This window comes from Ensifer sp. 38_S197 (genome assembly GCF_056924495.1).
The window spans coordinates 2,512,729-2,538,548 of sequence record NZ_JBXOVZ010000002.1 but is presented as its reverse complement, the minus strand read 5'-3'; the positions used below and the strand labels follow the sequence as shown (position 1 = coordinate 2,538,548).

The window sequence follows — 25,820 nt, the reverse complement described above, 5'->3', positions numbered from 1 at the left end:
ATGGGCGGCACCGGCGTCATCGACCATTTTCTCGAAGTCTTCACCCGCTACATTGACGGTGGCTTCGGCCTGCTCGGCGGCGAGGTCGGCTTCATCGCCACGACGCTGATCATCATCGACGTCACGCTGGCGGCCCTGTTCTGGTCCTGGGGCGCCGATGACGACATCATGGCGCGGCTGGTCAAGAAGACGCTGTTCGTCGGCATCTTCGCCTATCTGATTTCCAACTGGAACAACCTCGCCCGCATCGTCTTTGAGAGTTTTGCCGGGCTCGGACTGAAGGCCTCGGGCACGGGATTTTCCGTTACCGATCTGCTTCGGCCCGGCAAGGTGGCGCAGACCGGCCTTGATGCGGGCCGGCCGCTGCTCGACTCGATCTCGAACCTGATGGGCTACTGGTCCTTCTTCGAGAACTTCATCCAGATCGCCTGCATGCTGTTCGCCTGGATGCTGGTGCTGCTCGCCTTCTTCGTCCTCGCCATCCAGCTCTTCGTCACCCTGATCGAGTTCAAGCTGACGACGCTCGCCGGCTTCGTGCTCATCCCCTTCGGCCTGTTCGGCAAGTCCGCCTTCATGGCCGAACGGGTGCTCGGCAACGTCATTTCCTCCGGCATTAAGGTGCTGGTCCTCGCCGTCATCATCGGCATCGGCTCGACGCTGTTTTCCGAGTTCACCCAAGGATTCAACGGGGCCACGCCCTCAATCGACGACGCCATGGCAATCGTGCTCGCGGCGCTCTCGCTGCTCGGCCTCGGCATCTTCGGACCCGGCATCGCCAATGGCCTCGTCTCAGGTGGTCCGCAGCTTGGCGCGGGTGCTGCGATCGGCACCGGTCTTGCCGCCGGCGGCATGGTGGCGGCAGGCGCTGCCACAGTCGGCGCTGTCGCGTCCGGAGGGGTTGCCCTTGCTGGCGGAGCTGCCGCTGCTGCCCGAGGCGGAGCGGCGCTCGCCGGTGGGGCATCGACCGCCTACAGCCTCGGCGCTGCCGGGCAGACTGGCGTATCCGGCATAACATCTGGTCTCGGCAGCGTTGCCAACGCCGGAGCTCAGGCCGCCGCTTCGCCGCTGAAACGTGCGGCAGGCCGCGCAGCCGACAGCCTCAAGTCCAGCTACCAGTCCGGCGCGCGCACAGCCTTCGAGATGACCGGCGGATCATCCACCGCCGGCACGATCGGTGGCGATGCTGCTGATGCCGATGCCGCTTCCACCGCATCCACATCGACCGCCGCCGCGGACGGCCCGCCGGCCTGGGCAAAGCGCATGAAGCGCTCACAGCAAATGTCCCACGGCGTCCAGGCCGCCGCCCATGCCGTCAAATCCGGCGACAGCCATGGCGGCGGCTCTTCCGTCAACCTCTCCGAAAGCGACTGACCATGTTCAAACGACCATCCACCCATTACGGCAAATCCCCCCAACCCGATACGCCGTACCAGCGCGCCGCGCAGGTGTGGGACGACCGCATCGGCTCCGCCCGCGTGCAGGCCCGCAACTGGCGCATCATGGCCTTCGGTTCGCTTGCGCTCTCCGCAGGTCTCTCCGCCGCGCTCGTCTGGCAATCCATGAGCGGTTCGATCGTGCCGTGGGTGGTGCAGGTCGATCGGTTGGGTCAGGCGCAGGCCGTCGCACCGGCGACCGCTGACTATCAGCCGGGCGATCCGCAGATCGCCTTCTACCTCGCCCGCTTCATCGAGCAGGTCCGCTCGATCCCGGCCGATGCGATCATCGTCCGGCAGAACTGGCTCCGCGCCTATGACTTCACCACGCAGGCCGGCGCGCTCGCACTGAGCGACTATGCCCGCGCCAACGATCCCTTCACCAAGGTCGGCAAGCAGCAGATCGCAATAGAGGTGTCGTCGGTCATTCGGGCCTCGCCGACGAGCTTCCGCGTCGCCTGGATCGAGCGCCGCTATCAGGATGGCTCGCTCGCCTCGACCGAACGCTGGTCCGCCATCCTCACCGTCGCCGTGCAGACGCCGCGCGACGCCGAAAAACTCCGGGCCAATCCGCTCGGAATCTACGTCAACGCCATCAATTGGTCGAAGGAGCTTGGACAATGACACCGAACTTCCGCGCCGCCGCCCCCGGAAACGCGGGAAGTCCGGCTTTCCCCATTCCCGCCGTTCCGGCTTTCCGTAAATCCGCCTTCGCGGTTTTTCTGCTTTCCGCCACCACACTCGGCGGCTGCGCCACGACGACCCCGCCGCCCGACATCGCCTATGACGACGCCGCGCCCGCCGTGCAGGCCGTCGATCCGCCGGCGCCCGTGACGGTGGTCGAACTGCCGAAGCCTTTGCCGCTGCCTGGCCAGTTGAAGCCGGTCGGCAAGGACGGCAAGCCCGCGCCGGAAGCGGCCGACCCGACCGCGCGCGTCAATCTCGCCAACGCACAGGCGCGCGTGCAGCCCGTCCGCGACGGGTTCATCAACTCCATGCAGGTCTATCCCTTCACGGCGGGCGCCCTCTATCAGGTCTACACCGCCGTCGGGCAGATCACCGACATTGCGCTGCAGCCCGGCGAAACGCTGGTTGGCTCCGGCCCCGTCGCTGCCGGCGACACAGTGCGCTGGATCATCGGCGATACCGAAAGCGGCACCGGTGCGGGCAAGCAGATCCATATCCTCGTGAAGCCGACCCGGGCCGAGCTGATGACCAATCTCGTCATCAACACCGACCGCCGCACCTATCACATGGAGCTACGCTCAACGCCCTCGACCTATATGGCTTCGGTCTCCTGGCAGTATCCGCAGGACCAGCTCATCGCGCTTCGCCGCCAGAATATCGAGGCGCAGGCAGCTCAGCCTGTCGCCAGCGGCATCGATCTATCGAAAGTGAATTTCCGCTACGACGTGACAGGCGACCGCGCACCGTGGCGACCGCTACGTGCCTTCGACGACGGCCGCCAGGTGTTCATCGAATTCCCGCGCGGCATCGGTCAGGGCGAAATGCCGCCGCTCTTCGTCGTCGGCCCGGAGGGCGACACTTCCGAACTCGTGAACTACCGGGTGCGCGGCAATTACATTATCGTCGATAGGCTCTTCGCCGCCGCCGAGCTGCGCTTCGGTTCCGACAAGCATCAGAAGCGTATCCGCATATCTCGTACCGACGGGAGGCCGGCATCGTGACCAGCGAACTCGATCCCGAGAAGGAAGAAGGGCGTAAGCCCGAACCCGCCCTCCCGCCGGAGGTTGCGGACGATGATGCCCGGCCGCTGACCGGCGAGCCGGTCGCGCCCATGCGGCTGCGTCCCGAACCGCCGCGCGTCACCCGTCTGTCGCGCAAGGTGCTGGCCGGTCTCGGCCTTGCCGCAGGTGTCGGCATCGGCGGCGCGCTCATCTATGCCCTTCAGACCCAGCACGGCGGCAAGCAGAATGAAGAGCTTTACGCCACCGACAACCGCACGACGCCGGACGGTCTCAACAGCCTGCCTAAGGACTATACCGGCCCGAAGCTCGGCCCGCCTTTGCCCGGCGACCTCGGCAGACCGATCCTGAACGCACAAAACAACGGTCAGTCCGTGCCGTCCCCAACCATTGCGACGCCCGGTGCGGTGCCGTCCGGGCCGAGTCCCGAAGAGCAGCGCCGCCTTCAGGAGCTGGAGGCCGCGCGCACCGCACGACTGTTCGCCTCGACCGAGACCCGGCCTGCCAACAACAACGCGGCGCAGCCGACAACCGTAACCACGCCACAAACCGACCTCGCCAGCCTCGGCCTGGCGCCGCAACCGTCCACGCCTTCAGCACAGGACAGGCAGCTCGCCTTCCTCAACCAGACGCCCGACAAGCGTACCGTCTCGTCCGATCGTGTGGCGGCGCCGGCCTCGGCCAACATCCTTCAGGCGGGCGCAGTGATCTCCGCGGCGCTGATCACCGGCATCCGCTCGGATCTGCCCGGCCAGATCACCGCCCAGGTGACGGAGAATGTCTATGACAGCCCGACAGGCAAAATCCTGCTCGTGCCCCAGGGTACGCGCGTCATCGGCCAGTACGACAGCGGCGTCGGCTTCGGCCAGCGCCGTATCCTGCTCGTCTGGAACCGGCTGATCTTCCCGAACGGCCGTTCCATCGTGCTGGAGCGCCAGCCCGGCACGGATGCGGAAGGCTATGCCGGCCTGGAGGATGGCGTGGATTATCACTGGGGCGAGTTGTTCAAAGCGGCAGCGCTCTCGACGCTGCTCAGCATTGGTGCGCAAACCGGATCATCGGGTGACGAGAGCGACATCGTGCGCGCGCTACGCCAAGGCGCTGGCGACAGCATCAGCCAAACCGGCCAGCAGATCGTCAGCCGCCAGCTCAACATCGTGCCAACTCTGACGGTCCGGCCCGGCTTCCCGGTCCGCGTCATCGTCACGCGAGATCTCGTGCTCGAACCCTATGGGGGCTAAAATGGCAAAGTTGAAACTCGGTCCGATCGCTGATGACAAGCCGGTCAAGGTCACGCTTGAGCTGCCTGCCAGCCTGCATCGCGACCTGACCGCCTATGCCGAAATCCTCGGCCGCGAGAGCAGCCATCCGCCGGGCGACCCCGTCCGGCTGATCGTGCCGATGCTCGAACGATTTATGGCAACGGATCGTGGGTTCGCAAAAGCAAGGCGAGGCCCTTAATCGCCAAGGGACACAGAGGGGTGGCGCTCTTTGAGGAGCGATATGAAACCCGCCAAGGCCGGGTTGCTATTGTCGCTCCTCCAATATGCTGTGTAGCTGATCCGGCTAGGCCCATTGCCGTCCCGTGCCTCGCGATAGACGACGCCTGGATAGTTCGCACCAACGCACGCCTCGCACATGGGGCTGACACCGAAACCAGCTCCAACCAGGCTCTTGATGTTCTCTTTGGTGATGTCGTGGCTGATCACCCTGGGCCGCTCGCCGGGCGCAGCGAGCTTCGACAGCAGAATGTCCTGGATCTCCGGCCCCGGGTCGCGCTGGCTGAGCAGGAAGGTCTCGTCTTTCAGGTCGGTCCAGTAGACAATGTTGTTTCCAGCCAGCCGATGGCCTTCCGGTAGCGCGACCATGATGCGCTCGCTCCAGAGGGCCATGACATTGCCGTCCCGAGCGATCGGATCTCCCGTTGTGATGGCGATATCGATCCTGCCTGAATCGACACCGGCAAACAGGCATGCACACGCACCTTCATGAGTCCGGATATCGACCTTCGGAAAGCGCGCGGCATATTCCACAAGGCTCGCGCGCAGGTTTCCGGCCGACAGCGACGTGTAGAACCCGACGGTCATGTGACCGGCATCGCCGTTGCCGATATTCCGGGCCGTGGAGATCATCTGATCCAGTGTTTCGAGCAGGTGCGTCGAGGTGCGCAAAATCTCGTCGCCCGCCATTGTCAACCTAACACCGCCGCTGGTGCGCTCGAATAGGATTACCCCGAGGCGAGCCTCCAGATGGGCAATGCCCCGGCTGAGCGTCGACTGCTTGACCCCGAGGGCATCGGCCGCTTTCCGAAAGCTCCTGTAGCGCGTGGCGGCGACGGCATAGCGCAGATGTTTGAGTTCGAACTGCGCTGTCAGGACCCGGGCCTCTTCAAGCGAGTTCCGAGGCCTCCGGTCCTGCGGGGAACGGAACGAGCCCTGACAAGTTGCGAAAGTAAATCGGATGCTGTCGGTGCGAAGAGAACAAAAGCGCTCTCACCACGGCCGCAAACGTAGATGTCGTTCAATGGTTTGTCGATCGGTTTACATACAACGCGCGCGCTGAGGCTCTCGCTGTCCGTAGCTGCGCGAGACGGCGGCCCTTTCGGGCACGGACGTTGAGCAGGATAATGACAGTCAGGCATGGTGCGTCACTTCTTGTCTTGCTGCCCGAGGCAACCCTTCGCGCTGTCCGGTCGCGCACAAATCGCAAACAGGATCGAGGGCCGATATGGCCTCGAATGCAGCCTGCTTGCCTCTTTCAGTGTGCTCTTCGCTGATGGCGAGTCCTTCCGCCACGACGACATCCAGCCTTGTCACGCCGATGAACGCGAACATCGAACGCAGATAAGCTTCGGCATGCTCGGACGAATTAAGCCCAGCACCTTGTCGAAATTCGCCGCCCCTTGCGACGGTCAGGATCACCCGTTTGTCATACGCCAGACCCTCGGAACCGCTCTCCGTGTAGCGGAACGTCTTCCCCGCTACCACAATACGGTCGATCCACGCCTTGAGTTGGCTCGAGATGGTCAGGTTATAGAAGGCGACGCCGATGACGACGACATCGGCGCTGATGAACTCCTCCAGAAGCTCTTCGCCCAAGGCGATCTCTTCCTTCACGGACAGGGATCCTGCGAGATGTTCGCCTGTGAGATGCGGAACGGGAGTAGCGACCAAATCGCGATAGATGACGTCAACTGCCGGATCATGCTCCTGCATCCGCTGGACAGTAGCTCTCGACAGCAAGCGGCTCACAGATTGCTCGCCGCGGATGCTGGTATCGATATGGAGCAGGTTCATGGGTGATTTCTCCTGAGTGATTGGAGTGAATATTCGCGCTGTCACGAGCTTGCGGGCGGCTTCAGGCCGAGCGCCTGCAACTGCATCACGACCAGCCCGAGAAAGATCAGGCAGAGACCGGCAAGGCGGAGCAATGAGACGGGTTTTTGAGGGAAACCGATCAGGCCCCATTGATCGATAATGATCGAGGCCAGCATTTGCCCGGCAATGGCCGCTGTAATGAAACCGGCGGCGCCGAGCTTTGGTGCGAGCATGAGCGTGCTCGTCACATAAATGGCGCCGACGATACCGCCGATCCAAATCCAACGAGGGGCCTGCGCCAGATTCGATAGGTTTGGTGCCCCTACCCTTGCCAGCACCATGACCGGCAGGATGCAGGCGAGGCTAACGCATAGGGAAATGAGCGTACCCCATAGGGGATGGCCAAGCGTCCGACCCAGGATTGCGTTGGGTCCAGCCTGAAACGGAACGACCGCACCGGAGACGATAGCGGCGAGAATGAGAAACAGCGAGTTGGTTTGCATGGAACCTCCATGCGCAACCAATTGCATTATCTGTTTTATAAATGGAAATTCTGATATAATATCTTTACATGCACAGTATGAATAATCTTCGCGGCGTCGATCTCAATCTCTTGGTGGTGCTGGATGCGCTGCTGGCCGAGCGGCATGTGTCACGAACAGCCTCGCGGCTGAACATGAGCCAGCCGGCTGTCAGTCACGCGCTAGCGCGGCTGCGCCAGCTTTTCGATGATCCATTGCTGATCCGCCGTGATGGGCAACTCGTACCGAGCGTAAGAGCGCATGACATCGCTCCAGCGCTGGCCGAGGCCTTGCGGCAGATGCGTGAGGTTCTGGGACCCGGAGGATTCGATGCGGCAACGGAGAAGCGGACGTTCCGTATAATGATGTCGGATTATGCCTCCGCCGTGATCCTTCCCGACCTCCTGAAAAAGCTACGCCTTGAAGCTCCGGGCATCGACCTGGCAGTCACCCAATCAAGCCGGGAGGGGATGCTTCGCCAGGTGCTGGATGGAGACTGCGATCTGGCGCTCGGCGTATTTCCTGATCGACCCGAACGGATCGAGCTGGAGCAGCTTTTCGTCGAGGACTACGCGTGCATTGCGGATCGGAATAGTCTGGGGAGCGATGGCTGCCTAGACATGGAGAGCTATCTTGCCCGGCCGCATATGCTTGTTGCGATGAGCGTCGAGGTCAACACCGAGATTGAGATGGCCCTTCATGCCATCGGCCACACTCGTCGCATCGCCGTCACCCTGCCGCATTGGGGTAATGCGCCGCGGCTAATCCAAGGGACGGATCTTGTACTCACCATCGCCCGCAAAGCCCTCACCTTCCAAGAGCATAATCCGGTGCTAGCTGTGTTCGAGCCGCCGTTTTCGATACCGCCATTTTCCTACGTTCAGGCCTGGCATGAACGACGCGGTAGCGATCCCGCGCATCTGTGGTTGCGGATTTCGGATTAACGGGACACCGATTCCGGTAAATCGCGGACAGTCGTTTCATTAATTCCCGGACAGTTTCACGGGATCGACTTTCGTCCGCCTGGTTGATGTCAGCGGCTATTGATTTCGTCGTTTTGCGTTGTGGTCAAGAGCAGCCGTGATTTTGGTTTTCGCATGCTGTCGCCTTCGAGGGCAATTCGATGGGCGTTGTGAACGATACGATCGAGAATAGCGTCGGCGATCGTCGGCTCGCCGATCATCTCATGCCATTGGGCGACCGGCAGTTGCGCGGTGATGAGGGTCGATTTCCTGCGATAGCGCTCTTCGAAGATTTCCAGGAGATCGCGCCTCTGCTGATCGGTGAGGGCATGCGTGCCCCAATCGTCGAGGATCAGCAGTTGGACGCGGGCGAGCTTGTCGACCAGTCGTGGGAAGCGGCCGTCGAGACGGGCGAGCGCCAGATCTTCGAAGAGCCTGGGCATGCGGACATAGAGAACGGAATAGTCGAGCCGCGCGGCCTGTCGTCCGATGGCGCAGGCGAGCCAGGTTTTGCCTGTTCCCGTTTGTCCGGTGAGGATCAGATGTTCATGGGCTTTGAGCCAGGCTCCTTGCGCGAGCGAGAGGATTTGCCGACGGTCGAGCCCCCGTGTTGCGGCGAAGTCGATGTTCTCGATACAGGCGTCGGGGAAGCGCAGTTTGGCGGTTACCAGCCGATTGGTCAGGCGCTTGTCGGCACGAACGGCGATCTCCCGGTCGAGCATCAGGCCGAGCCATTCATCGCGGCTGAGATCGTTGCCCTGCGGCTGGTCGCTCAGTTCGCGATAAGCTGTCGCCATGCCGGACAGGCCGAGCGCGATCATCTGGTCGAGGGTTGGATGAGTGAGCATTGAGAGGCTTCCTTTCTTCACTGGTAATAGGAGCTGCCGCGGATGTTGTTGTGTGGAGGAGCGGGCTTAACCGGCTCGGCGGCGGGCGGAGCCTGATCGAGACCGGATTTGAGGATGGTGCTGACGGACGAATAGCTGAGCGCATTGATCGTCAGCGCCCGTTCGCATGCCGCCTCGAGACGCTCGGGGCCGTAGCGACGCGAGAGTGACAGAACGCCCTGCGCGGCGCGGTATCCCTGCTGCGGATGCGGCCTGTCGCGCATCAGCCGCTCGACCAGAATCGCCGTATTGCCGCCGACCTTCGCGGCCTGCTTGATCAGGCTCGCCGGCGTGGTGTTGGCGTAGTGCTGATGCGTCTTCGGCATGTGCTCGCTGACGGTGACGTGCCCGGCGCGCTGCGAGGTGCGGCGGTGGCTGGCGACACGCTTGTGATCGTGGAAGACTTCGACGATCCGGGAGGTCAAGCGAACCTCGACCTGCCGGCCGATCAGGCGATGCGGCACAGAGTAGAAGGCCTTATCGACCTCGACATGGTAGTCGGGATGGACCTTCGCCGATTTCCATTCGGCATATTCGAAGGCGGTTGCCGGAAGCGGCGCAAGTGCCGCGCGTTCGATCTCCTCGAAGAGCCGACGCCGGGACTTGCCGATGCGGCGCATCGGCCGATTGTTGAGATCGTCGAGAAGCTGGCTGATCCGGATGTTGAGGTCGGCAAGGCTGAAGAAGTGCTCGTTGCGCAGCCGCGCCAGGATCCAGCGCTCGACGATGAGGACGCTGCCTTCCACCTTCGCCTTGTCCTTTGGCCGTTTTGGACGAGCAGGCAGGACCGTCGTGTCGTAATGCTCGGCGAAGGCCGCAAACGTCGCGTTGATCGTCGGCTCGAACCACAAGGGCTTGGCAACGCCCGCCTTCAGATTGTCGCAGACGATGGCTTTCGGCACGCCGCCGAAGAAGCTCAGCGCCCGTTGCTGGCCCTCGATCCAGTCCGGCAGCCTCTGGCTGAAGCTCGCATAGGCAAAGGTCAAGAGCGACGCCGGCAGCACCGCGACGAAGATCTGCGCCGGCCGGATCTCGCCGCTTAGAGGATCGATGATGGCCACGGTCTGTCCGGCATAATCCGTCTGTATCGCCGCGCCGGCGGTGTGGCGATTGCGGAAAGTCGCATTGGCTCGCTGTTCGAAAGCGGCAAACCGCTCGCAGAACCATGTGTATCCATAGCCATTCGGGTGCCGCTCGCGATATTCCTGCCATAGCAGTGTCAGCGTCACCCCTTTGCGCTTCAGCTCGCTGGCGATGTTCGCCCAACTGGGCTCGTCCAGATCCTGCGGCGGCCGCCCGCGGCGGTGGAACAGGCGACGCTGCAAAACGGCGTCGTCATCAAGGCCGGGCGGCAGGGGCCAGCATGACAGACCCTCTTCCCGAGCCCGCAGAAGGTAGGTCGACACGGTCGTTTTGCTGATCTTCAGCCGTTCCGATATCGCCCGAACAGAAAGCCCTTGTTCGTGCGCCAGTCTCAAAATCGATCGAATGTCCTTCACACTCGTAAGTCTCGCCTGCTTCCGTCTCGCCATTCACCCCACCTCGCTCAAATCGAGGTGCAGAATGACAAAGACGGCGCGGGCGAAAGTCGATCTTTTGTCGCCGAGAAAACTGTCCGGGATTTACCGAAATCGCTGTCCGGGAATTAGCGAAATCCCTGTCCCGGATTTAGCGAAAACGCTGTCCGCGATTTAATGGAATCGCTGTCCGCGAATTACCGAAACCCGCATCTGTGGTTGCGAACGACCGTCGCGGAGGTTTCGATGTCCGTCTAGCGGACGGCAGATATGACAGACAATAGAAAGGAGCTCAAACGGGCCGGCGGGCGTTCCCCGCCGGCTCATTGCGGCGCACGGTGCGATAACTATAGGGCCGCTATGTCTGGAGCGGTAGACCTACCTGCCGTCTGCTTTGGTACGGAAATGTCCGCTTTCCGCATCAAGCCATAGCCCCCCCAAAAAACAAAATCATGCAACCAAATGATTGCGCGAAATGCTAAGGCCCTACGCTCGGCTAGGATTTGGTGACTCGGTTTCCCGCAAAGGCAGCCGTTATCCCAAGACCGATCAAGAGAACCCCGCTGACATAACGCTCGGCCGTAAGAAATCCGCGGTTGCGCTTCAGGTAGTTGCCCGCAAAGCCAGCAGCAAGCGCGTAGCTGCCGTCGGTTATAATACCGAGTAACGTATAGACCAGACCGAGAAAAGCGATTTGCATCGCTACCTGGCCTCGGCCTACGTCAACAAATTGAGGCAGGAAGGCCAGGAAGAAGAGGGCTGTCTTGGGATTAAGTAGATTGACGACAAATCCGTCACGGAGCAGGCGACCGTAGCCATGCGCCTTCAAAGTGACATTGTCGTCAGGAGTGTAGCTTTGGCCCAACAACCTTTTCAGCCCAAGCCACGTCAAGTAAGCTGCGCCGGCGTATTGGATTGCGCCGAATGCAAGAGCCGACGAAGCCAATATCGCCGACAGCCCCAGAGCCGCGATAACGACATGTACAACTGTCGCAGCGTGAATGCCGAGAATCGAAACAAAGCCAGCCAGCCGGCCTTGCTCAAGCGATCGGGCAAAAATGTATAGAACCGCCGGCCCCGGAATCAGGAGTAAAGCCAAGGCGGAACCGACGAACAACCCGACATTTTCTATAGCTGGCACAATAATCCTCCTCTTCATTCTGCGCATTGCCTGACGTAGACTTCGTCAAAAACTGCGGTGGCGTGCTCGAGATAGCGCGCCGCAAGAGTAGGAAAAATTCGCACAAGGACGCCTTACCGTCTTGAAGGCTATAAACCTCGCGCATAGGAAGTGGGCGTGACTCCCGTCGTTTGCTTAAAGAGGCGCGAGAGGTGACTCTGATCCGCGAAGCCAACGATGTTGGCCACTTCGGCTGGTGGAGTGCCCGACCGAAGTAGTTGTCGAGCCTTGCTCAACCGCAATTGCCGTTGATAGGCGTGGGGGGGCAATCCAACCGACGATCGGAAGGACCGCACAAGGTACACCGGATTCAAATCGACCAGCCGCGCGAGTTCAGCGAGGGCAATGCGCTTGTCATAGTTGGCGTCAAGAAATTCACGAATGGTCGTGACTTGCCGCGGCTCTTTCCCTGCTTCGCTCGTAGCGTACTGCTTCCCCGTTGAGTAAGCGGTAAGTGCCGCGAGACCACCAATGAGCAACGTCTCCGCTTCAAACGCGTTATCGTCAGTTTCGAGAGATCGATGAGCATTGCAGAGGTTCAGGAAGAGCTGGCTATCACCAAGACATAGCAGACGCTCAAGCGACGGAAGGCGAGTTTCCCCAGGGTCGAGCACTGCATACTGCAGAAACGTAGGGGATACGAACAGGCAGCGGTAGTTCAACATCTCCTCGTCGCCCGGCAAGCACATGTGAACTACACCAGGCTCAAAGACATTAATATTTCCTGGCCTTAGGGCAGCATAGGGTCCATCACAGAGGAACTTCATCGTTCCGCGTTCGTGCATATGGATAGCGTAGGTGTCATGAAAATGCTTCGGAAAGTGATGCTGTGTTCCTGAAGCACTTAGTAATTCAACCCCAGCTACCTCTTGATTACGCCATATCCGAATTCTGCCCGTATCTTTCTTCACGTGCACCATACGATAGCCTTTTTAACGAATACGCCGCTTGACAATCTCTATATCATATCCAAAATTTTCTAGTTCAGTCGACTAATGACGCGACGAGGCAATCCAGCATGGTTCTGCCGCAAATTTTCCGCCGATGATGGTATGAAGACTTTCTATTGAAAGATATTTCGATCTCAAAGGCCGCTTTAACAGCGGTAAGCTGTCTTTCATAGAAACCTTCCTCGATGAAGACCGTACTCACGTTTCTTTGCAGGCTGCTAACTTTCCCGCGTGAAACGAGCATCATATCGAGCGAATACTCCGGCGGCCTCGCCAGCAGACCGCCCACTCGCAGCGGCGGCCCACCACGACCATCACAGGCACCCTTCAAAAGGCGCCTCTTGCGTTCCGGCATCGGCTACGGGCTACGCCCTTCGCCAATCCCGGAACGCAGGATTCTCATCTTGTTTGTCGCGCTTTCTCATCCTGATTGTCGCGCGACAGCAAATAGGATTACCGAACGGACTACCTAGGTATGCATAATGGGACGCGGCTCACTGCCCACTGTCACCCCCGAATGCAGGATGATATCGCACCCTACCTGCTGGCACTTTATCGACGAAACTCAAGCGCATGAAGAACTGCGACGGCGCATCAACATAATGCAGTGCTTCGTCGTTCTCAAAGCCGAACCGTTGATAGTAGGCCGGATCACCCAAGACGACGCACCCGCCCGCGCCTCTCGCACGCAATTCACTCAGTCCCCGCCGGATGAGCAGGCCGCCGATACCTTGGCGCTGCCGATCAGGCCGGACCGACACTGGACCCAGCCCAAACCATCCTTGGTCTGTCTCGTCGATTGTAACCGACGAGAAAGCGGCGTGCCCGACGACATCGCCTCTATCGATGCCGACCAGAGATAGTGACAGCGCTCCGGCCTCCCGCAACCGCGCAATGATCGCGGGCTCAGTCTGGTCACTATGCTCCATATTGGCGAAGGCTTTAGCCGTCATATCGGCGATGGCGGCGTGCTCTTGCAGTAGTTCTTCTCGTATCAACATGATCTTTTCTACCTGTTGTCTAATTGTGAACGCACTGACCGGCGCCCGGCGTGCGAGATGCGATAGGGGCTGGAGGCTTTCAACTCGATCAGCCGCTTGCGCCGCAACTTGTTGAAGACGGCAAGGTCGCAGTCAGAGAGGACATGGCCATCACGCGTGAAGCACAGCACCTCAGCGATCCGGCCTCAGCCGTCGTACAGACGACTAATACAGCCGCCCTGAGCGAGCGCGTGAAGGACGCGTTGCTCGGCTCTGGAAATGTTCATAGATAAGCTCGTGGATAAAAAAACGCACACATAACGAACCTCACCCCGATAAAATCGGGGTGGTCGTCAGCGAGCCCGATCAAGCCGGGGCATCAGGCGGTTTTCACAATCTCCAACATAGAAGATGAGCTACTGGATTCGCGAGCGATGGTCAATTACATGCGGCACCACGGCGCTCGCAAGCTATTCAGAAAACTTTAAACACGGCAACGTCGGACCAGGGAGGCGGCGAGATGCTGCGGTGTGTTGCGACGCTCGCGATATTGATATTCCAACCCCGCCGATTTCTATCCTGCGATAGCCGTGTTCCCTACCCCCGCCGAACAGGGCTTCCCTTCTCCCCAATCATATTGCATCGATTTCCGTGCAGCAGCGTGAGCCAGCGAGATTTCGGAAGGTCCGATAGCGCGCTCCTTTTTGGCGGCCGAAGCAGCTTAGCGGGAAGCGCTGGCGCGCGTGACCATCACCGAGATGAATGCGGCTGCGGCAACGGAAGCATTTGACGAGGCGCGGCTTGGGCAGTTTCGGGTGTGGATGACCGACGCCGCGCGATGACCTATTCGTCTGAAGAAGGCGCCCGCAAATCGTCAATCGCCCTGATGGCGGCCGAAGCGGCGAGCTTCGCATAGCGGCTAATGATTGCAAGCTCGTCGTCGCTGAATTGCTCTTCCACCTTCGCCATATGTGTCGCGATATGACGAAAAAGGGGACCGATCTCCTGCGCAGCCCTGGCCGCGATGTGAACGGTCACCACGCGGCGGTCCTCGCCGGATCTGTCCCTGTGAACGAAACCCGCCTTTTCGAGGCGATCCAGGATCGAGGTCATCGTCGCGGTCCGCAAACCCGCTTTCGCCGCCAGTTGCCCCGTCGGCAGCGGTCCGTGAATTTGCAAAAGGTCGAGGCACTCGAGGTCGATGGCATTGATCCCGAGGCTCGCCGCGATGTGGCTCGCATGCACAGCCGAGTATGCGCCTTGCAGCCGTTGCGCCTCGTGAAGCTCCTGCTGGATTTGGGAGCGATCTTGTTGGGTCATTGAAGCTGCTCTCGCGCCATATTCGCGTTCCAGTCGATCTGATAGGAATATTGTTCTTTGGTCGCCGAGCGCCCCATGCGCAAGAAGAAGGCCAAGGTGAGGTCACGGAACCAGCTTCCCATCATCGATGCGACCTTCCGGTCGCCGATCTGTCGCCCAAATTCCACGATGCTTTCGGCCCGCGCTTTTCGCACGTCGACATATCGCTCGAACGCCGTCTGTGGCGCCGCGTTATCGCGCAGGCACATGGCGAGTACCACCGCATCTTCAATCGCGAGGCTCGCGCCCTGTCCGGTGGAGGGGCTGACGGCGTGGGCTGCGTCGCCGATCAGGCAGACGCGCCGGGTGTGCCAAGTCGGCAGGGGCGGCATGTTGTAAAGCGGCCATGCGCCTATAGCGGAATCCGCCATTGCGAGAATATGCCGGACCGGCTCGACTGTTTCCCAATTAAGTTGGCGCACCTTGGTCAGCCAGACCTCTGGCGCGATATTTTCCAATTCGCCCCGTTCCGGCGCAATCGCTTCGGGTATGTTGGTGAACCAATATGCGGTCTTGTCCTTCACAGTATAGCCAAAGAAGGCCCTTCGCCCGAAATGCATCTGCTGGCGCGTGGTGTCGGGCAGATCGACCTCGGCCCATCCCCCGCAATCGACAATGCCGGTATAGAGAGGATTGAGCGCCTGAGGCCAGGTCGCGCGCCGCACCCGCGACCAGATACCATCCGCACCGATGACGATATCCACCTGTTCGCTCGATCCATCGTCGAAAGCGACCTTCACGCCATCGCCGGTTTCACTGACCGACTTGACCTGCCGACCATACTCAATCGGAATTCCGGCCTCCAGTGCCGCCTTTTCAAGCACCTCCTGCAAGCGGGCGCGTCGCATCACCACACCTCGCGCGCCGTAAACGTCAAGATCATTCTCACCCTCGATGACGGCTATTTTCCGACCATTGGCGTTGAAGAATTCGAGACCGAACTGCTCGAAGCCGCCTGCGCCCTCGAGCATGCTTTCGAGGCCCAGTGAGCGGAGCGCCTTGATGCCGTTCGGCGCAAGGGTGAGAAACGCACCGCCCGCCGTGGTTGGCGCGGGCTTCAGATCCACAAGCTTGCAGGCAATCCCTGCCTTCGACAGTGCAAGCCCCAAGGCACAGCCAGCAATGCCCGCCCCAATCACCAGAATTTTCATATCGCGCCCCCACATTACCACGACACTCATATATTACGATATTCGTGATAAATCAATCCGGTGATTTCGAACATGTCGAAACGTGGTTCGACCGGATAGCGGACGCGGGGAAGATGCTCAGTGTAGAGTGACAGTGGAGCGAGACGGACCGATCTAGGTGCCTTGAAACACGCAAGTTGTCCATCGCTACTTCACGGTCGCAGAGCCATCCGATTTGCACACTATGATGCGATATTGCCGCAAGAGCGCCGGCAAGGTCTTTTCACAGTCCGCTTCTATCCCCTTCTTTCACGCCAAAGAGCATTCGGAGGCAATAGAATGAAGTTCGAAACGCCCGGACCAACTTTCCGTCGGACAATCCGACGCCAGCAACTGCGGGAGATGGTCCCGCTGGCTGATAGCACCATCTACGAAATGTAGCAGCGCGGGAAGTTTCCACTACGCTTTGCACTATCGCCTCGCTGCATCGCCTGGAACCTCGCTGAAGTTGAGGCATGGCTGCTCGCGCGCCGCGCGGCGCCGATACGCCGCGCTCAACACCCCGACTCGGCCGATGCCGGGGCGAGGGTAACAGCGACTGTCGCCTCGCACTGGATTTTTCCAACGCCTACTATACGGTGGCCGTCGCCGGGAAGAACGAGGGGTCAGCGGACTCTGGTCCGTCGGAGCGAGCCGCCAGGCAGAAGGCCCAGGCTGCTTGCCAAAGAATCTATAAACGCAGTTCCGGGATCGTCGAGACCGGCGAGAGCCTTCCCCGTTAGGAAGGCGGAGACCGGTGCTGAAAACCCGCCGATTTCTATCCTCCGATAGCCGAGTTCCCTACGCCCGCCGAACAAGGCTTCCCTCTCCCCCAATCGTGCTGCATCGATCTCCGTGCAGCAGCGTGAGCCGCCGGAAACCGGCAAGCCCAGCGGTGATGCTGAGTGACAGTGCCACTCAGAGGAGAACCTCACGCTCATCTATCACCCCATGATCGGCTACGCTACGCCGAAGCGCGGCCGGGTGCAGGAGGCAGCATTGTCAGAGACAAAATTTCTCACTCCGGAAGAAGTCACAGACCGCTATCGCGGGGGTGTGTCTGTGGGCACTCTTCGTAATTGGCGCGCCATGAAAATTGGACCGTCGTTCGTCAAGATCGGCAAGGCCGTCCTATATCCGATTGATGAGCTTGAAGCATGGGACGAAAGGAATAGAGTGCAGTGCCGTGCTTCAAAGCGACTCGATGAGCCGGTCGGTGATCAGGCGTGACGATCACGAGCGATCATTGTGAACCTGCCCCACTCCCCGGCACCAGCTCCCGATGAAATCTCATAAAACCAAGCGATTTCATGCCGTTATGAGACATGTCAGAGTCGTCCACAACTATCCCGCTCAATACCCCTCGGGCATTCGCGGTCACGCATGGTCCCGGAAAATCACGGAAAATACTTGGTTTCAATAACTTAAGAGGAGTCCGTTAGGGCCAAAGTGGGGTGATAAATTACCAATTTTCCCCGAAGTAGCATCATCGGAATTTCTTATTATTAATCAATATCTTATAACCTATCCGCGCGATGGCCGCAACTGCTGTAAACCTCGGCTTGTTGGCTCCATCTAACGGCCGATCACGATCGCTGAAGGGCACTCCGCCTCGCCTTCGCTCTCAGAAGCGGGCCGGCGGAAACGTCCCAACGCCAGTTGTTCTCCCGGCCAGTTTCGAACCTTGAACTCGGCAGCTTCAAGAGAACGCATCATCATCGATGTACTGCAAGAGCTAGGCTGCTCCGCCGGCGCAGTACGTCGACAGGCGCACGCTAAGCCGAACCGACGCTCGTGAAGCCGGGGTTGAGGCTATCGAAGCCGTCCCCATGCAGCACTGTCGAGCGGTGATCGACGCCGAGCAAATCGAGATCGATCAGGCGGTGAACGGGACCGCCATGCAGCAGGCGCAGGATCTCCGAAAGCGCCAAGGCTGCGGCGACGGCTCCCACAAACGGTGCGCCCACGCCTTTGCCGGCGAGTAGTGTCATGCCGCAGCGATCTAGGAAGCCATCATTGATCAGGTTGGCATAGGCCGGTCGGTCCTCGACCTTTTCTCCGGCCGCCGCAGCCTTCCACATCTCGGCGGTCGGACGAGCCCCGGGAAGAGTGTGCAGGCGCATGGTTCGAAAATCACGATGGCCTCGGCCAAGGCCCGCTTCCACGATCATGTCGAAGCCGACCTGATCGAGCGCCCTGCGCCCTGCCGCGTTGTCGAGGCCGCACAGGGCGACCGCCGGCTCGTCCGGGCGGCGCCTGAAATCGGCGGCGAATAGCCGTTCCTGGATCGAGGTCTGAAACCCGCGGCGTTCCGCCCAGGCCGCCATCGCGCGGGTCTTCTTCACCCCGATCAGGGTTGCGTCGGTCAGAATGGAGGTGCTCTCGGTCGAAGCCGTGATCGCGTCGACATCCTGCAGCACCAGCATGACGTCGGCAGGCGCCGCGAAGGGTAAGAGGCCGAGCGCCCAGAGATAGGCCTGGCCCAGGTGCCCCAGGCCGATCAGCCAGAGCTGCGACGGCAGATAGGTCAGCGCTGGTTCGGACGGATCGGCCGCGAGCCAGTCGACATCGCGAGATGGCCGCCACAAGGACAGCCCGACCGCGCTGCGTCCAGCCGCCTTGGCGCCATTGACGTGCAGGAAGGCTTCGTTGATCGCCAGCGCCGCCGCCAGCATCCCGGCCAAAGGGTTGGCGGGTCCAGCCTCGGGCGTGAGGTCGGCATGGGCCGGAACGATGCCGCCGCGCCAGCCTGCCGCCGCGGTGCGGATGGCGAAGCCGTCTCGACGCCCCAGCCTCGACCCGATGACCACCATCGGCGCGCCCGAGCCGCCGCCAATCTCGCCCCCGAGCGCCTTGACGGCGTCGCCGAGCGTCGGCCCCAGTGGCAGAAGGGTGCTGACCGGAGTTTCGAGAGCCCCGACGACGGTGACGCCGCCTAGAAACACCCGCCGCCCAAGTGCCACGGCTGTCAGCAGCGTCGCCTGTTCGACCGGATCGGCTGGATCGTCGGGCATGAAGGTGATGGCGAGGCGAAAGCCCTGGAACAAGGCCTCGGCCTCGGCGACGGTCGCGGCGGCGCCGCTGTCGATCGCCTGCTTGACCAGGCGGTGCAGTGAGTCTGCGGAGACGATGGCAGTCATGGCGTTTCCTTAGAAACCGATGTGGAAGAATGCGGCGCGGTCGGCGCGGCCCACGGCCGCCCAGCGCTTGCCGCCCAGGTAGCGGTAGATGCCGATTGAGGCGCGGGGCTGAGGCGGGGCGGCGAAGTTCGGAAGGATCAGCGCTAGGTGGCCGGCGCGCGAGATCATCGGATGGTCGCGATCGGATTCGCTCTGACCGGCTCCGGCCGGATGGACGTGGATGTCGGCGACCACGCTCAGCGCGCGTTCCTTGCACATCGCCCAGAGCGCGCCGAAGTGACGCCCATCGAAACGCACGATCCCGGTGTCGAGGCAGTGCGGATCGAGATCGTCATAGAGGACGAAGTCGACGATCCGGCGCCGGCCATCTTCCTGCCGCCCAAGCAGGAAGGCGCCGCTCTCGCGGCTGGCGCCGCGGCCACGTTGGCGGAGCGCGCGACGCAGGCGCCACCAAGTCCACCAGGAACAGGACAGTTCATGCCGCGGCGCGAAGCGGCGGCGAATAATCGCGGCAATTGAGAAGTTCATGGACCAGCTCCAGATATTGGACGACGCCGTCGGCGGGACGCCAAATTTTCGAGGGCATCTCGTGACGCCAGTTCTCGTGACCGGCGAAGGACTCGCGGTCGCACGGCAGATACAGCGCGCTGCCGTTTTTCCAGTCGGTGCGGAAAACCGCCGAGACACGGCCACCGTGACCCCGCGGCCAGAGGTCGAACGGCAGGATCCGGTCGGCCGCCATGTCCCAGGGACCGCCGGTCGGCAGCGCCTGCGGAAAGCCGGCGCAGTTCAGGCGCAGCACGAACTCGCGGCCGTCCTTGGCGGTGACACCGATGAAGGCGTGGGGCCAGCGGGTCTCGACCAGCCGCCAGCGGCCTTCGGCTTGGCCGAGGCGGAACGTGGCGCGGGCCACGTCCGCCTCGAAGGCGCGCTGATCGGGCCCGATCACCGCCGATCCTCGCTTGCGCCGTTGACGCGCTCGTCAGCGACCAGGTCGAAGGCGAGCCCGCAGGTCTTGCGGTTCGCCAGCACGCCGATGTGGGTGCCGGGCGCCGGCCGCTCGTGGGTGCCGGCGATCTGGAGGACGTGCTCGCCGGCCTCCTCGTCGGTCATCCCGAACTTGCGCTCGGCCGCCCATCGCTTGACGCGCGCGACGGTCGCGCTGGGCGCGAACTTCCGGTCGATCGTCTCGCCGTTGTAGGTGACCGCCACCGTGATGTGGCGGCAGCGGTGGAGGTGCAGCTTCAGGCCCTTGCCGCCGGCGCGGTCCTTCACCGTCTGGGCGTCGTCGAGCGGGTCGTCCTCGTCCTCGGCGAACAGCAGCGCGTCGACCGCGCCGCCGTGCTTTTCGATGAGGCGGGCCTTGAGGTCGGCGAAGGTGGTGTCGGGCTCGATTTCGAGGTGCTCGATCTCGGCAACGCCTTCGCCCTGGTAGAACAGGTCGATGGTCTTCATGGGTTCACACTCCAGGATCGAGGTGTGAGGCCCAATTGCCCCTCTTTCGTCCCTTACCTCCCTGATCGGAAGGCGAGCGCAAAACCGGAAAGCCGGATCGCCGTTTGTCAGGTCAGATCGAGATCGCCCCCAGGCGTCGCCGCGCAGATGAAGAAATGCGGGCAGCGCGGACAGGTGACCGCGTCGATCTCGACCGGGAAATCGCCGGCGGCGATGCCCGCCAGCATGGTTTCGCTCTTGGCCCGGCGATTGCCGAGCTTTGTCGCCGAGAGCGTGACGGGCTCGGCCGAGCCGTCGGTCAGATGCAGTGCCTGCACCACCACGCCCGCGCCGAACTGGGCTTGGGCCGCCAGCTGGTAAAGCGTGTACTCCAGCCGGTCATATTCGTCGCTGCGCTTGTAACCCGTGCGCACCCGCCGGACGACGACCGTGCCGTCAGGAAGCTCGGCCAGTTCATTCGGCTCGACCAGAACCCGCCCGTTGGCAAAGTCGATGGCGAGCGGCTGCGCCTCGCGGAATCGGCGACCCGCGCCCGCATCTATTAGCGCCGCCACGAGATGATCCGCCAGCCGTCGATAGTCGGCGGCGAAGGCGTGGTCGGCCGGTCCGCGCTGCGCCCAGATCGCCTCGAAGGTGGCCTCCACCTCGGCAAGCGTCGGCGTCGACGTCCGGCGGGCATCGGCGAGCCAGCAGATCAGGTCGTAAAGGCAGTCGTGCGTGCGCGAGAAGGCGGTCGGCTTTCGAGCGCCGCCCAAGCCAAGCACGTGGGTATAGAAGAAGCGGCGCGGGCATTTCTCGTAGGCGCCGAGCCGACTATCGGTCAGCGCCCAATCCTCGGGCCAGACGATCGCGATCGGTCCCAGCGAAATGGCATCTTCCGGAGGCGGTATAATCGCCGGACGGGCGATCTCGCTCACACGGCCACCGGTCAGCCAATCGAGATAGGGCGACGGCGAGCGGTTGTTGCCGTTGGGCTGTTTGCGTGCAAGCGAGAGCGTTAGGTGCGTGCGCGCCCGCGACAGCGCCACGAAGAAAAGACATTCCTCTTCGTGCTCGTGCGCCCGTTTGGCCTCGTCCGAGACGGACAGCGCTTCCGCGCCCTCGATCATCCCGGTTGGCGGCGGGCAGCGCTGGCCGCGATTCGAGGCCGGGAAGCTCGATTTGGTGAGACCGGGCACATGCACGGCCTCGAACTCGAGGCCCTTGCTGCCATGCACCGTCATGAGGCGGACCGCGTCCAGATGGAGCGCCGCCGCCGGCACTTGGCGCAGGTCGCGCTCCTCGGCTAGCAGCACCAACTGTCGCACCCGATCGAGCGTTCGCTGGATCGGCGCGCCTGCCCCCACCGGGCTCTGCTCGCGCGCGAAGTTCAGGAACTGCCAGATGGCGACCGCACGCATTCGCGCCGTCACCGAGCCAGCCGCCCCATAACGACGCGCAAGGTCGGTCCGATCCAGCAGATAGGTCGACAAGAAGTCCCAAGCCGAACTGCGCGGCGACAGCCCGGCTAGATCCGCCGCGAGCCGCGCCACCCCTTCCCGGCCGCCCGGTGAGAGTCCGGGCGCGCTCGCGGCCTCGGTGAGCCCAGTCAGCGCCGGCCGCTTTTCCGCGCGCAGGTGGCGCGAGACCGCTCGGACGTCCTGCAGGCTGAGCCCGTATCGCGGCATTGCGCCGACGCGCACCAGGGCGTCGCCGAACGGATCGACCGTCAGGCTGAGCAGCGCCAGCAGGTCGCGGACCTCTTCGCGTTCGAAGAGGCTACCCAGATGCAGAACCGGAATATCGCGCGCCTCCAGCGCCGCGGCGATCTCGTTCAAGCGGTTGTTGGACCGGCAGAGCACCGCCTGGTCGCGCAGCCGAACGCCGCCGGTTTCGACCTCACGGATTCGCGCGGCGACGCCGGCGGCTTCGTCCGACAGGGTTTCGAAGCGGCGAATCTCGGGCTTACCCGGCCCCGCGCCCCGATCCGCCTCGAGCGCGAGCGGAAGCATGTCGTGCGACGCGCCCATATGCGGAGCGACCGCCGCGAAAGCATGAACCACTTGTTCGGTCGAGCGGTAATTGACACCGAGCTGGTCGACGACGGCGCCCGGATAGTCCGTAGAGAACCGCGCCATGTTGGCCGAGGATGCGCCGCGAAATCGGTAGATCGACTGCCGCGAGTCCCCGACCACCCAGAGCCGCTCACCATCGCCAACGACCGCCTTGAGCAGGCGCGCGCTGGCCCGGTTCACATCCTGATACTCGTCGACCAGAACATGCCGATGGCGCAGTTGCACCGCCGTTCGGATCGCTGCATCCATTTCCAGGAGCTTCACCGGCAGCATGATCAGGTCGCCGAAATCGACACCGCCATGGCGGGTCTTGGCGTCCTCGTAGAGATCGTAGATGTCCGCTATCTCCAGGCATTTGGCGGCCGCGATCTGCCTGTCTTCGTCAGCGCCAGCCGCATCCCGCATGGCCAAGGCCAGCGCGCGGTAGCGCGCCGGATCTGCCATCTCGTCCTTGGCGCGCGAGATCGCCGCGACTATGTCGCGGAGCACCATCGCCGGATCCCACAGATTCCGATAATGGATGAGCGGAAGCGTTGGCAGGATCTCCTCAAGCAGCTCGATCGCATCGCTGCGGTCGAACAGGGCGGGGTTCGACGACAGGCCGAGCCGATCATGGTGACGACGCACCAGATCGAGCCCGAAGGCATGAAATGTCCCGACCCAGAGTTTGGGCGCGGCCTCCGGCAGCGCGCTCGACAGGCGCTCCGAAAGCTCACCAGCGGCCCGGTTCGAGAAGGTGAGGATGAGCATCGCCGCCGGATCGATCCCCTCCGAAGCCAGCGAGGTCACGCGCTTGACGAGGGTGCGCGTCTTGCCGGTGCCAGGCCCAGCTTGGAGCTGGTACGGCGAGCCGCGATGCGCGGCCGCCCGGTCTTGCGACGGGTCCGGTCGCGGCACATAAGCGGGTGAAGACTCCGCCGCCGCGAGCTCGGCCTCGGGCAAAAGCAAGGCATCGAAAAGCTGTTGACGGACGAGCGCGATCGGCAGCCCGGTCCGGGCGGTGATCGCCGCGGCGCCAAGCCCTTGGTCGACATGAAGGCGTCGTACGAGAGCCCGCGGAAGCACAAACTCGCGTCCGAAGACGTTCGCCTGAAGTTCGCGGCGCTCGCGCGCGCCATAATCCTCGACGCGCTGCAGCCCGACGGGCGCGGCTTCGGTAGAGCGCGAAGCGTCAATGTCCGCCGCCGCACAGGTAGCCGAGCCGGCATGAAGCCGGGCGTGCCCGATCTCGTGCGCAACCAGCAACGCCCGCGCAGGCCCATTGCCGCCGGATTCGCAGCAGATGCTACCGCTCTGATCATCGTAGAGTGCGCGCGCGCCCTTCAGCGCCGGATCGCCAGCAGGCAGCCAGACAAGCTCGAGGTCGAGATCCGCCGCAGCCGCCTCGACCAGCGCCAAGGGATTGAACGGGTCCGCACCCTTGGCCACCAGCGCCTGATGGAGGGCTGCGGCGGCGGACCGGATCGGCTCGAACGCATCCATCGACTAGAGCGCCAGCAACGCGCGTTGTTGAGCCTCGCTCAAGCCAGAACTCCGCACGGCCTCCTCGAAGGTCTGGCGGCCGCCGTTGTTGGGCTTGCCGTCCGCCTTGTAGAATTGTGGGCTCGCCGCACCGGCCTGGGCGGCCGCAAAGTGAGCAACGACCACATCGAGCGGCGCGTGCAGATCATCGGCGACCCGCTTTCGAAATCCAGGCGTCAGCGTGTCGGGCTCGATTTGCCGATCTCTCAGTTTGGCTACAAAGACGCTGCTAGCGTCCAGCCGCCTCGCGAACCCGCGAAAGTCCTCGCGCGAGAGCGATGCGAACGGATTTATTGCGTCCGCCGAGACCGATCGATCGGTCGCAGCCGGCAGGCGCGACGGCTCCGAGACCGCATGCAGCCGGTTCTGGAATCGGCTCATGGCGCGAGAAACGGCCGGGCTCAAGACATTCGGATCAAGCGCAGCCTCGGCCGCCTCGACGACCGCATCACCGTGCAGCGCGTCGATGGCGATCGCGATCGCGAAGTTGGTCAGTTCGCCGCCAAACTGCGGGAAACGACGTACGACATCGTCGAGCAAGGCCGCGTCGGGGACGTCCTTTGCGATCGACAAGGCATAAAGCGCCTCCCTTAGCTCGGGCGGGCTGGCGGTGAGTGTCGGGGTCATAGATCCTCCTTGAAACGGGCCAGCTTCGTCGCCGCCCGTGTCAGTCGGTTGCGAATTGTGCGTCCGGTGCAGTCGCAGCGTGTCGCCGCGGTCTCCTCCCCCGGATCGTCGGACTCTTCCTGATAGCCGAGCGCGTGAACGAGGATTACCGCGTCACGTTCATCGGGCGGCAGTTCTAGAATCGCATCGTGAAGCTCGGACCGGAAAACGTCGCCGTCCTGCATCGCCGGCGAGCGGAACGCCTCAGACACCCGGGCGAATACCTCGTCATGGGGTTCGGGCTCACCGTCCTCGTCGGGCTCGGGCATCTGCGCCACGTGCTTGAGCCGCCCCGTCTCGCGGCGGACGACGTCGATCCGGAAGAAGCGGAAGGCGCGATTGAATTTGCACTCATAGAAGTCCAGCTCGTCGGGATCCTTGCCTGTGCCGTCGCTGGCGAACAGTTCGCTGAACTCGCCCAATATGTCCTCCCGAACGGTGGCGGCTTCCGGAAGTTGGCCGTCCGGCACCTTAACGATCAGATTTGCCTCACAGCGGGCGAGCAGAACCGGCAGGACCAGGCTGATCAGCCCTTGATCGCCGGTCCGGCGCCCATGCCGGACCAAGTGGACGAGCGTCTCGGAGCGTAGATGGTCGGCGTCTCGTGGGTCGGTAATGGCAAGCCGGGCGCGAAGCGGCTGGGGAGTCAGCGTGAGAGCCGCGTCGATTTGCGCTTCAACGGCATCCGGGCGAACGAGGGGGCCGTCGTCGCCGATTTTCTGTAATGTTCGAGCCATTATGCCCCCTTGCCTTATGCAACAGCGGTTCTGCGAGCGTCCCAAATGCCCACTCGTCTCCGCTGATCGCGGCGGGGCCGGAAATCCGGAAAGCCGTTTTTGCTTTTTTCGACGATTTCTACGCCTTGGCACATAGCCGTCTACGATGCGTGACGAACCCCGCCTGATTAAACTGTTACGCGACTACCAAGTCAGCCTTTGCAACGAAATTATGGTGTTGAACCGCATAACGGATCATAAATGATCCGTTATGCGGTTTTATTGAT

The 25,820-nt window shown here is 62.3% G+C and carries 25 protein-coding genes and 2 pseudogenes; 9 read left to right on the top strand and 18 right to left on the bottom strand.

All coding sequences use genetic code 11. The features are described from left to right. From trbL to AC1Z3V_RS25425, 5 genes are read left to right on the top strand one after another with little or no spacing between them, the layout of a single operon-like run. Positions 1-1,371 (top strand): P-type conjugative transfer protein TrbL, encoded by a 1,371-nt coding sequence (gene trbL, locus AC1Z3V_RS25445; RefSeq protein ID WP_483502408.1) that lies wholly within the window; start codon positions 1-3, stop codon positions 1,369-1,371. A 2-nt stretch (positions 1,372-1,373) separates the two neighbouring features. After that, positions 1,374-2,057, top strand: coding sequence for a conjugal transfer protein TrbF (trbF, locus tag AC1Z3V_RS25440; protein WP_483502406.1), 684 nt, complete (start codon positions 1,374-1,376; stop codon positions 2,055-2,057). Further along, on the top strand, positions 2,054-3,121 hold the full coding sequence (trbG, locus tag AC1Z3V_RS25435) for a P-type conjugative transfer protein TrbG (protein ID WP_483502404.1): 1,068 nt from the start codon (positions 2,054-2,056) through the stop codon (positions 3,119-3,121). Before trbF ends, trbG begins: the two co-directional genes overlap by 4 nt. Beyond that, the gene (locus AC1Z3V_RS25430; protein ID WP_483502402.1) at positions 3,118-4,380 is read left to right on the top strand and encodes a TraB/TrbI/VirB10 family type IV secretion system protein; all 1,263 of its coding nucleotides are present in this window, start codon (positions 3,118-3,120) and stop codon (positions 4,378-4,380) included. The genes trbG and AC1Z3V_RS25430 overlap by 4 nt, the downstream gene beginning before the upstream one ends. Position 4,381: 1 nt before the next feature. After that, positions 4,382-4,600: a DUF2274 domain-containing protein gene (locus tag AC1Z3V_RS25425; RefSeq protein WP_097543861.1), complete on the top strand. Its 219-nt coding sequence runs from the start codon at positions 4,382-4,384 to the stop codon at positions 4,598-4,600. On the opposite strand, the gene AC1Z3V_RS25420 is transcribed toward AC1Z3V_RS25425, so the two are convergent. The 3 genes from AC1Z3V_RS25420 to AC1Z3V_RS25410 form a co-directional block, all read right to left on the bottom strand. After that, entirely contained in the window at positions 4,597-5,487 is an 891-nt protein-coding gene (locus tag AC1Z3V_RS25420; protein WP_483504145.1) for a LysR family transcriptional regulator, read from the bottom strand. The two genes, AC1Z3V_RS25425 and AC1Z3V_RS25420, sit on opposite strands and share 4 nt — an antisense overlap. Positions 5,488-5,772: 285 nt before the next feature. Next, on the bottom strand, positions 5,773-6,435 hold the full coding sequence (locus AC1Z3V_RS25415) for an FMN-dependent NADH-azoreductase (protein WP_483502400.1): 663 nt from the start codon (positions 6,433-6,435) through the stop codon (positions 5,773-5,775). 41 nt (positions 6,436-6,476) lie between these two features. Beyond that, positions 6,477-6,959: a DMT family transporter gene (locus AC1Z3V_RS25410; RefSeq protein WP_483502399.1), complete on the bottom strand. Its 483-nt coding sequence runs from the start codon at positions 6,957-6,959 to the stop codon at positions 6,477-6,479. Positions 6,960-7,027: 68 nt separating this feature from the next. Here AC1Z3V_RS25410 and AC1Z3V_RS25405 point away from each other — a divergent pair, with 68 nt between their 5' ends. Beyond that, the gene (locus tag AC1Z3V_RS25405) at positions 7,028-7,921 is read left to right on the top strand and encodes a LysR family transcriptional regulator (RefSeq protein ID WP_483502398.1); all 894 of its coding nucleotides are present in this window, start codon (positions 7,028-7,030) and stop codon (positions 7,919-7,921) included. 89 nt (positions 7,922-8,010) lie between these two features. On the opposite strand, the gene istB is transcribed toward AC1Z3V_RS25405, so the two are convergent. The 8 genes and pseudogenes from istB to AC1Z3V_RS25365 form a co-directional block, all read right to left on the bottom strand. Further along, complete coding sequence (istB, locus tag AC1Z3V_RS25400; RefSeq protein WP_483497768.1) at positions 8,011-8,787, bottom strand: IS21-like element helper ATPase IstB; 777 nt, start codon at positions 8,785-8,787, stop codon at positions 8,011-8,013. Between the two features lie 17 nt (positions 8,788-8,804). Beyond that, the gene (istA, locus tag AC1Z3V_RS25395; RefSeq protein WP_483497769.1) at positions 8,805-10,358 is read right to left on the bottom strand and encodes an IS21 family transposase; all 1,554 of its coding nucleotides are present in this window, start codon (positions 10,356-10,358) and stop codon (positions 8,805-8,807) included. A 481-nt stretch (positions 10,359-10,839) separates the two neighbouring features. Further along, positions 10,840-11,502, bottom strand: coding sequence for a LysE family translocator (locus AC1Z3V_RS25390; protein ID WP_483502397.1), 663 nt, complete (start codon positions 11,500-11,502; stop codon positions 10,840-10,842). Between the two features lie 110 nt (positions 11,503-11,612). Continuing rightward, complete coding sequence (locus tag AC1Z3V_RS25385; RefSeq protein WP_483502396.1) at positions 11,613-12,443, bottom strand: AraC family transcriptional regulator; 831 nt, start codon at positions 12,441-12,443, stop codon at positions 11,613-11,615. Positions 12,444-12,967: 524 nt separating this feature from the next. Further along, positions 12,968-13,474 carry a GNAT family N-acetyltransferase gene (locus tag AC1Z3V_RS25380; RefSeq protein ID WP_483502395.1) on the bottom strand — a complete coding sequence of 169 codons (507 nt, stop codon included), beginning with the start codon at positions 13,472-13,474 and terminating at the stop codon, positions 12,968-12,970. An 8-nt stretch (positions 13,475-13,482) separates the two neighbouring features. Beyond that, a pseudogene (locus AC1Z3V_RS25375) lies at positions 13,483-13,740 on the bottom strand (YjhX family toxin). A 556-nt stretch (positions 13,741-14,296) separates the two neighbouring features. Continuing rightward, positions 14,297-14,773 (bottom strand): MarR family winged helix-turn-helix transcriptional regulator, encoded by a 477-nt coding sequence (locus tag AC1Z3V_RS25370; RefSeq protein ID WP_483502394.1) that lies wholly within the window; start codon positions 14,771-14,773, stop codon positions 14,297-14,299. After that, positions 14,770-15,963: an FAD-dependent monooxygenase gene (locus tag AC1Z3V_RS25365; RefSeq protein WP_483502392.1), complete on the bottom strand. Its 1,194-nt coding sequence runs from the start codon at positions 15,961-15,963 to the stop codon at positions 14,770-14,772. Before AC1Z3V_RS25365 ends, AC1Z3V_RS25370 begins: the two co-directional genes overlap by 4 nt. A gap of 381 nt (positions 15,964-16,344) precedes the next feature. Between AC1Z3V_RS25365 and AC1Z3V_RS25360 the strand changes: the two are divergent. The 3 genes and pseudogenes from AC1Z3V_RS25360 to AC1Z3V_RS25350 form a co-directional block, all read left to right on the top strand. Then, positions 16,345-16,509 (top strand): annotated as a pseudogene (locus AC1Z3V_RS25360) (helix-turn-helix transcriptional regulator); the annotation flags it as partial. Beyond that, on the top strand, positions 16,458-16,724 hold the full coding sequence (locus AC1Z3V_RS25355; protein WP_483502391.1) for a DUF4189 domain-containing protein: 267 nt from the start codon (positions 16,458-16,460) through the stop codon (positions 16,722-16,724). The pseudogene AC1Z3V_RS25360 and the gene AC1Z3V_RS25355, both read left to right, overlap by 52 nt. 256 nt (positions 16,725-16,980) lie before the next feature. Beyond that, complete coding sequence (locus AC1Z3V_RS25350; RefSeq protein ID WP_483502390.1) at positions 16,981-17,211, top strand: helix-turn-helix transcriptional regulator; 231 nt, start codon at positions 16,981-16,983, stop codon at positions 17,209-17,211. 545 nt (positions 17,212-17,756) lie between these two features. Here the strand turns inward: AC1Z3V_RS25350 and AC1Z3V_RS25345 are convergent. The 7 genes from AC1Z3V_RS25345 to AC1Z3V_RS25315 form a co-directional block, all read right to left on the bottom strand. Beyond that, a complete protein-coding gene (locus AC1Z3V_RS25345; RefSeq protein WP_483502389.1) occupies positions 17,757-19,121 on the bottom strand; it encodes a hypothetical protein in 1,365 nt (454 codons plus the stop codon). Between the two features lie 9 nt (positions 19,122-19,130). Then, a complete protein-coding gene (locus AC1Z3V_RS25340) occupies positions 19,131-19,649 on the bottom strand; it encodes a hypothetical protein (protein WP_483502388.1) in 519 nt (172 codons plus the stop codon). Next, complete coding sequence (locus tag AC1Z3V_RS25335; RefSeq protein WP_483502387.1) at positions 19,597-20,070, bottom strand: DUF7665 family protein; 474 nt, start codon at positions 20,068-20,070, stop codon at positions 19,597-19,599. The genes AC1Z3V_RS25340 and AC1Z3V_RS25335 overlap by 53 nt, the downstream gene beginning before the upstream one ends. Beyond that, entirely contained in the window at positions 20,067-20,576 is a 510-nt protein-coding gene (locus AC1Z3V_RS25330; protein ID WP_483502386.1) for a hypothetical protein, read from the bottom strand. Before AC1Z3V_RS25330 ends, AC1Z3V_RS25335 begins: the two co-directional genes overlap by 4 nt. A gap of 107 nt (positions 20,577-20,683) precedes the next feature. Then, complete coding sequence (locus AC1Z3V_RS25325; RefSeq protein ID WP_483502385.1) at positions 20,684-24,112, bottom strand: UvrD-helicase domain-containing protein; 3,429 nt, start codon at positions 24,110-24,112, stop codon at positions 20,684-20,686. A gap of 3 nt (positions 24,113-24,115) precedes the next feature. Beyond that, positions 24,116-24,691, bottom strand: a complete 576-nt coding sequence (locus AC1Z3V_RS25320; protein ID WP_483502384.1) for a hypothetical protein — start codon at positions 24,689-24,691, stop codon at positions 24,116-24,118. An 83-nt stretch (positions 24,692-24,774) separates the two neighbouring features. Continuing rightward, positions 24,775-25,554 carry an RNA polymerase sigma factor gene (locus AC1Z3V_RS25315; protein ID WP_483502383.1) on the bottom strand — a complete coding sequence of 260 codons (780 nt, stop codon included), beginning with the start codon at positions 25,552-25,554 and terminating at the stop codon, positions 24,775-24,777. Between the last annotated feature and the right edge of the window lie 266 nt (positions 25,555-25,820).

What these genes read in the sequence shown, in the direction of transcription:
- trbL (WP_483502408.1), top strand. Translation starts at nt 1, where the DNA reads ATGGGCGGCACCGGCGTCATCGACCATTTTCTCGAAGTCTTCACCCGC.
- trbF (WP_483502406.1), top strand. Translation starts at nt 1,374, where the DNA reads ATGTTCAAACGACCATCCACCCATTACGGCAAATCCCCCCAACCCGAT.
- trbG (WP_483502404.1), top strand. Translation starts at nt 2,054, where the DNA reads ATGACACCGAACTTCCGCGCCGCCGCCCCCGGAAACGCGGGAAGTCCG.
- AC1Z3V_RS25425 (WP_097543861.1), top strand. Translation starts at nt 4,382, where the DNA reads ATGGCAAAGTTGAAACTCGGTCCGATCGCTGATGACAAGCCGGTCAAG.
- AC1Z3V_RS25415 (WP_483502400.1), bottom strand. Translation starts at nt 6,435, where the DNA reads ATGAACCTGCTCCATATCGATACCAGCATCCGCGGCGAGCAATCTGTG.
- AC1Z3V_RS25410 (WP_483502399.1), bottom strand. Translation starts at nt 6,959, where the DNA reads ATGCAAACCAACTCGCTGTTTCTCATTCTCGCCGCTATCGTCTCCGGT.
- AC1Z3V_RS25405 (WP_483502398.1), top strand. Translation starts at nt 7,028, where the DNA reads ATGCACAGTATGAATAATCTTCGCGGCGTCGATCTCAATCTCTTGGTG.
- istB (WP_483497768.1), bottom strand. Translation starts at nt 8,787, where the DNA reads ATGCTCACTCATCCAACCCTCGACCAGATGATCGCGCTCGGCCTGTCC.
- istA (WP_483497769.1), bottom strand. Translation starts at nt 10,358, where the DNA reads ATGGCGAGACGGAAGCAGGCGAGACTTACGAGTGTGAAGGACATTCGA.
- AC1Z3V_RS25390 (WP_483502397.1), bottom strand. Translation starts at nt 11,502, where the DNA reads ATGAAGAGGAGGATTATTGTGCCAGCTATAGAAAATGTCGGGTTGTTC.
- AC1Z3V_RS25385 (WP_483502396.1), bottom strand. Translation starts at nt 12,443, where the DNA reads ATGGTGCACGTGAAGAAAGATACGGGCAGAATTCGGATATGGCGTAAT.
- AC1Z3V_RS25380 (WP_483502395.1), bottom strand. Translation starts at nt 13,474, where the DNA reads ATGTTGATACGAGAAGAACTACTGCAAGAGCACGCCGCCATCGCCGAT.
- AC1Z3V_RS25370 (WP_483502394.1), bottom strand. Translation starts at nt 14,773, where the DNA reads ATGACCCAACAAGATCGCTCCCAAATCCAGCAGGAGCTTCACGAGGCG.
- AC1Z3V_RS25365 (WP_483502392.1), bottom strand. Translation starts at nt 15,963, where the DNA reads ATGAAAATTCTGGTGATTGGGGCGGGCATTGCTGGCTGTGCCTTGGGG.
- AC1Z3V_RS25355 (WP_483502391.1), top strand. Translation starts at nt 16,458, where the DNA reads ATGGCTGCTCGCGCGCCGCGCGGCGCCGATACGCCGCGCTCAACACCC.
- AC1Z3V_RS25345 (WP_483502389.1), bottom strand. Translation starts at nt 19,121, where the DNA reads ATGACTGCCATCGTCTCCGCAGACTCACTGCACCGCCTGGTCAAGCAG.
- AC1Z3V_RS25340 (WP_483502388.1), bottom strand. Translation starts at nt 19,649, where the DNA reads ATGAACTTCTCAATTGCCGCGATTATTCGCCGCCGCTTCGCGCCGCGG.
- AC1Z3V_RS25330 (WP_483502386.1), bottom strand. Translation starts at nt 20,576, where the DNA reads ATGAAGACCATCGACCTGTTCTACCAGGGCGAAGGCGTTGCCGAGATC.
- AC1Z3V_RS25325 (WP_483502385.1), bottom strand. Translation starts at nt 24,112, where the DNA reads ATGGATGCGTTCGAGCCGATCCGGTCCGCCGCCGCAGCCCTCCATCAG.
- AC1Z3V_RS25315 (WP_483502383.1), bottom strand. Translation starts at nt 25,554, where the DNA reads ATGGCTCGAACATTACAGAAAATCGGCGACGACGGCCCCCTCGTTCGC.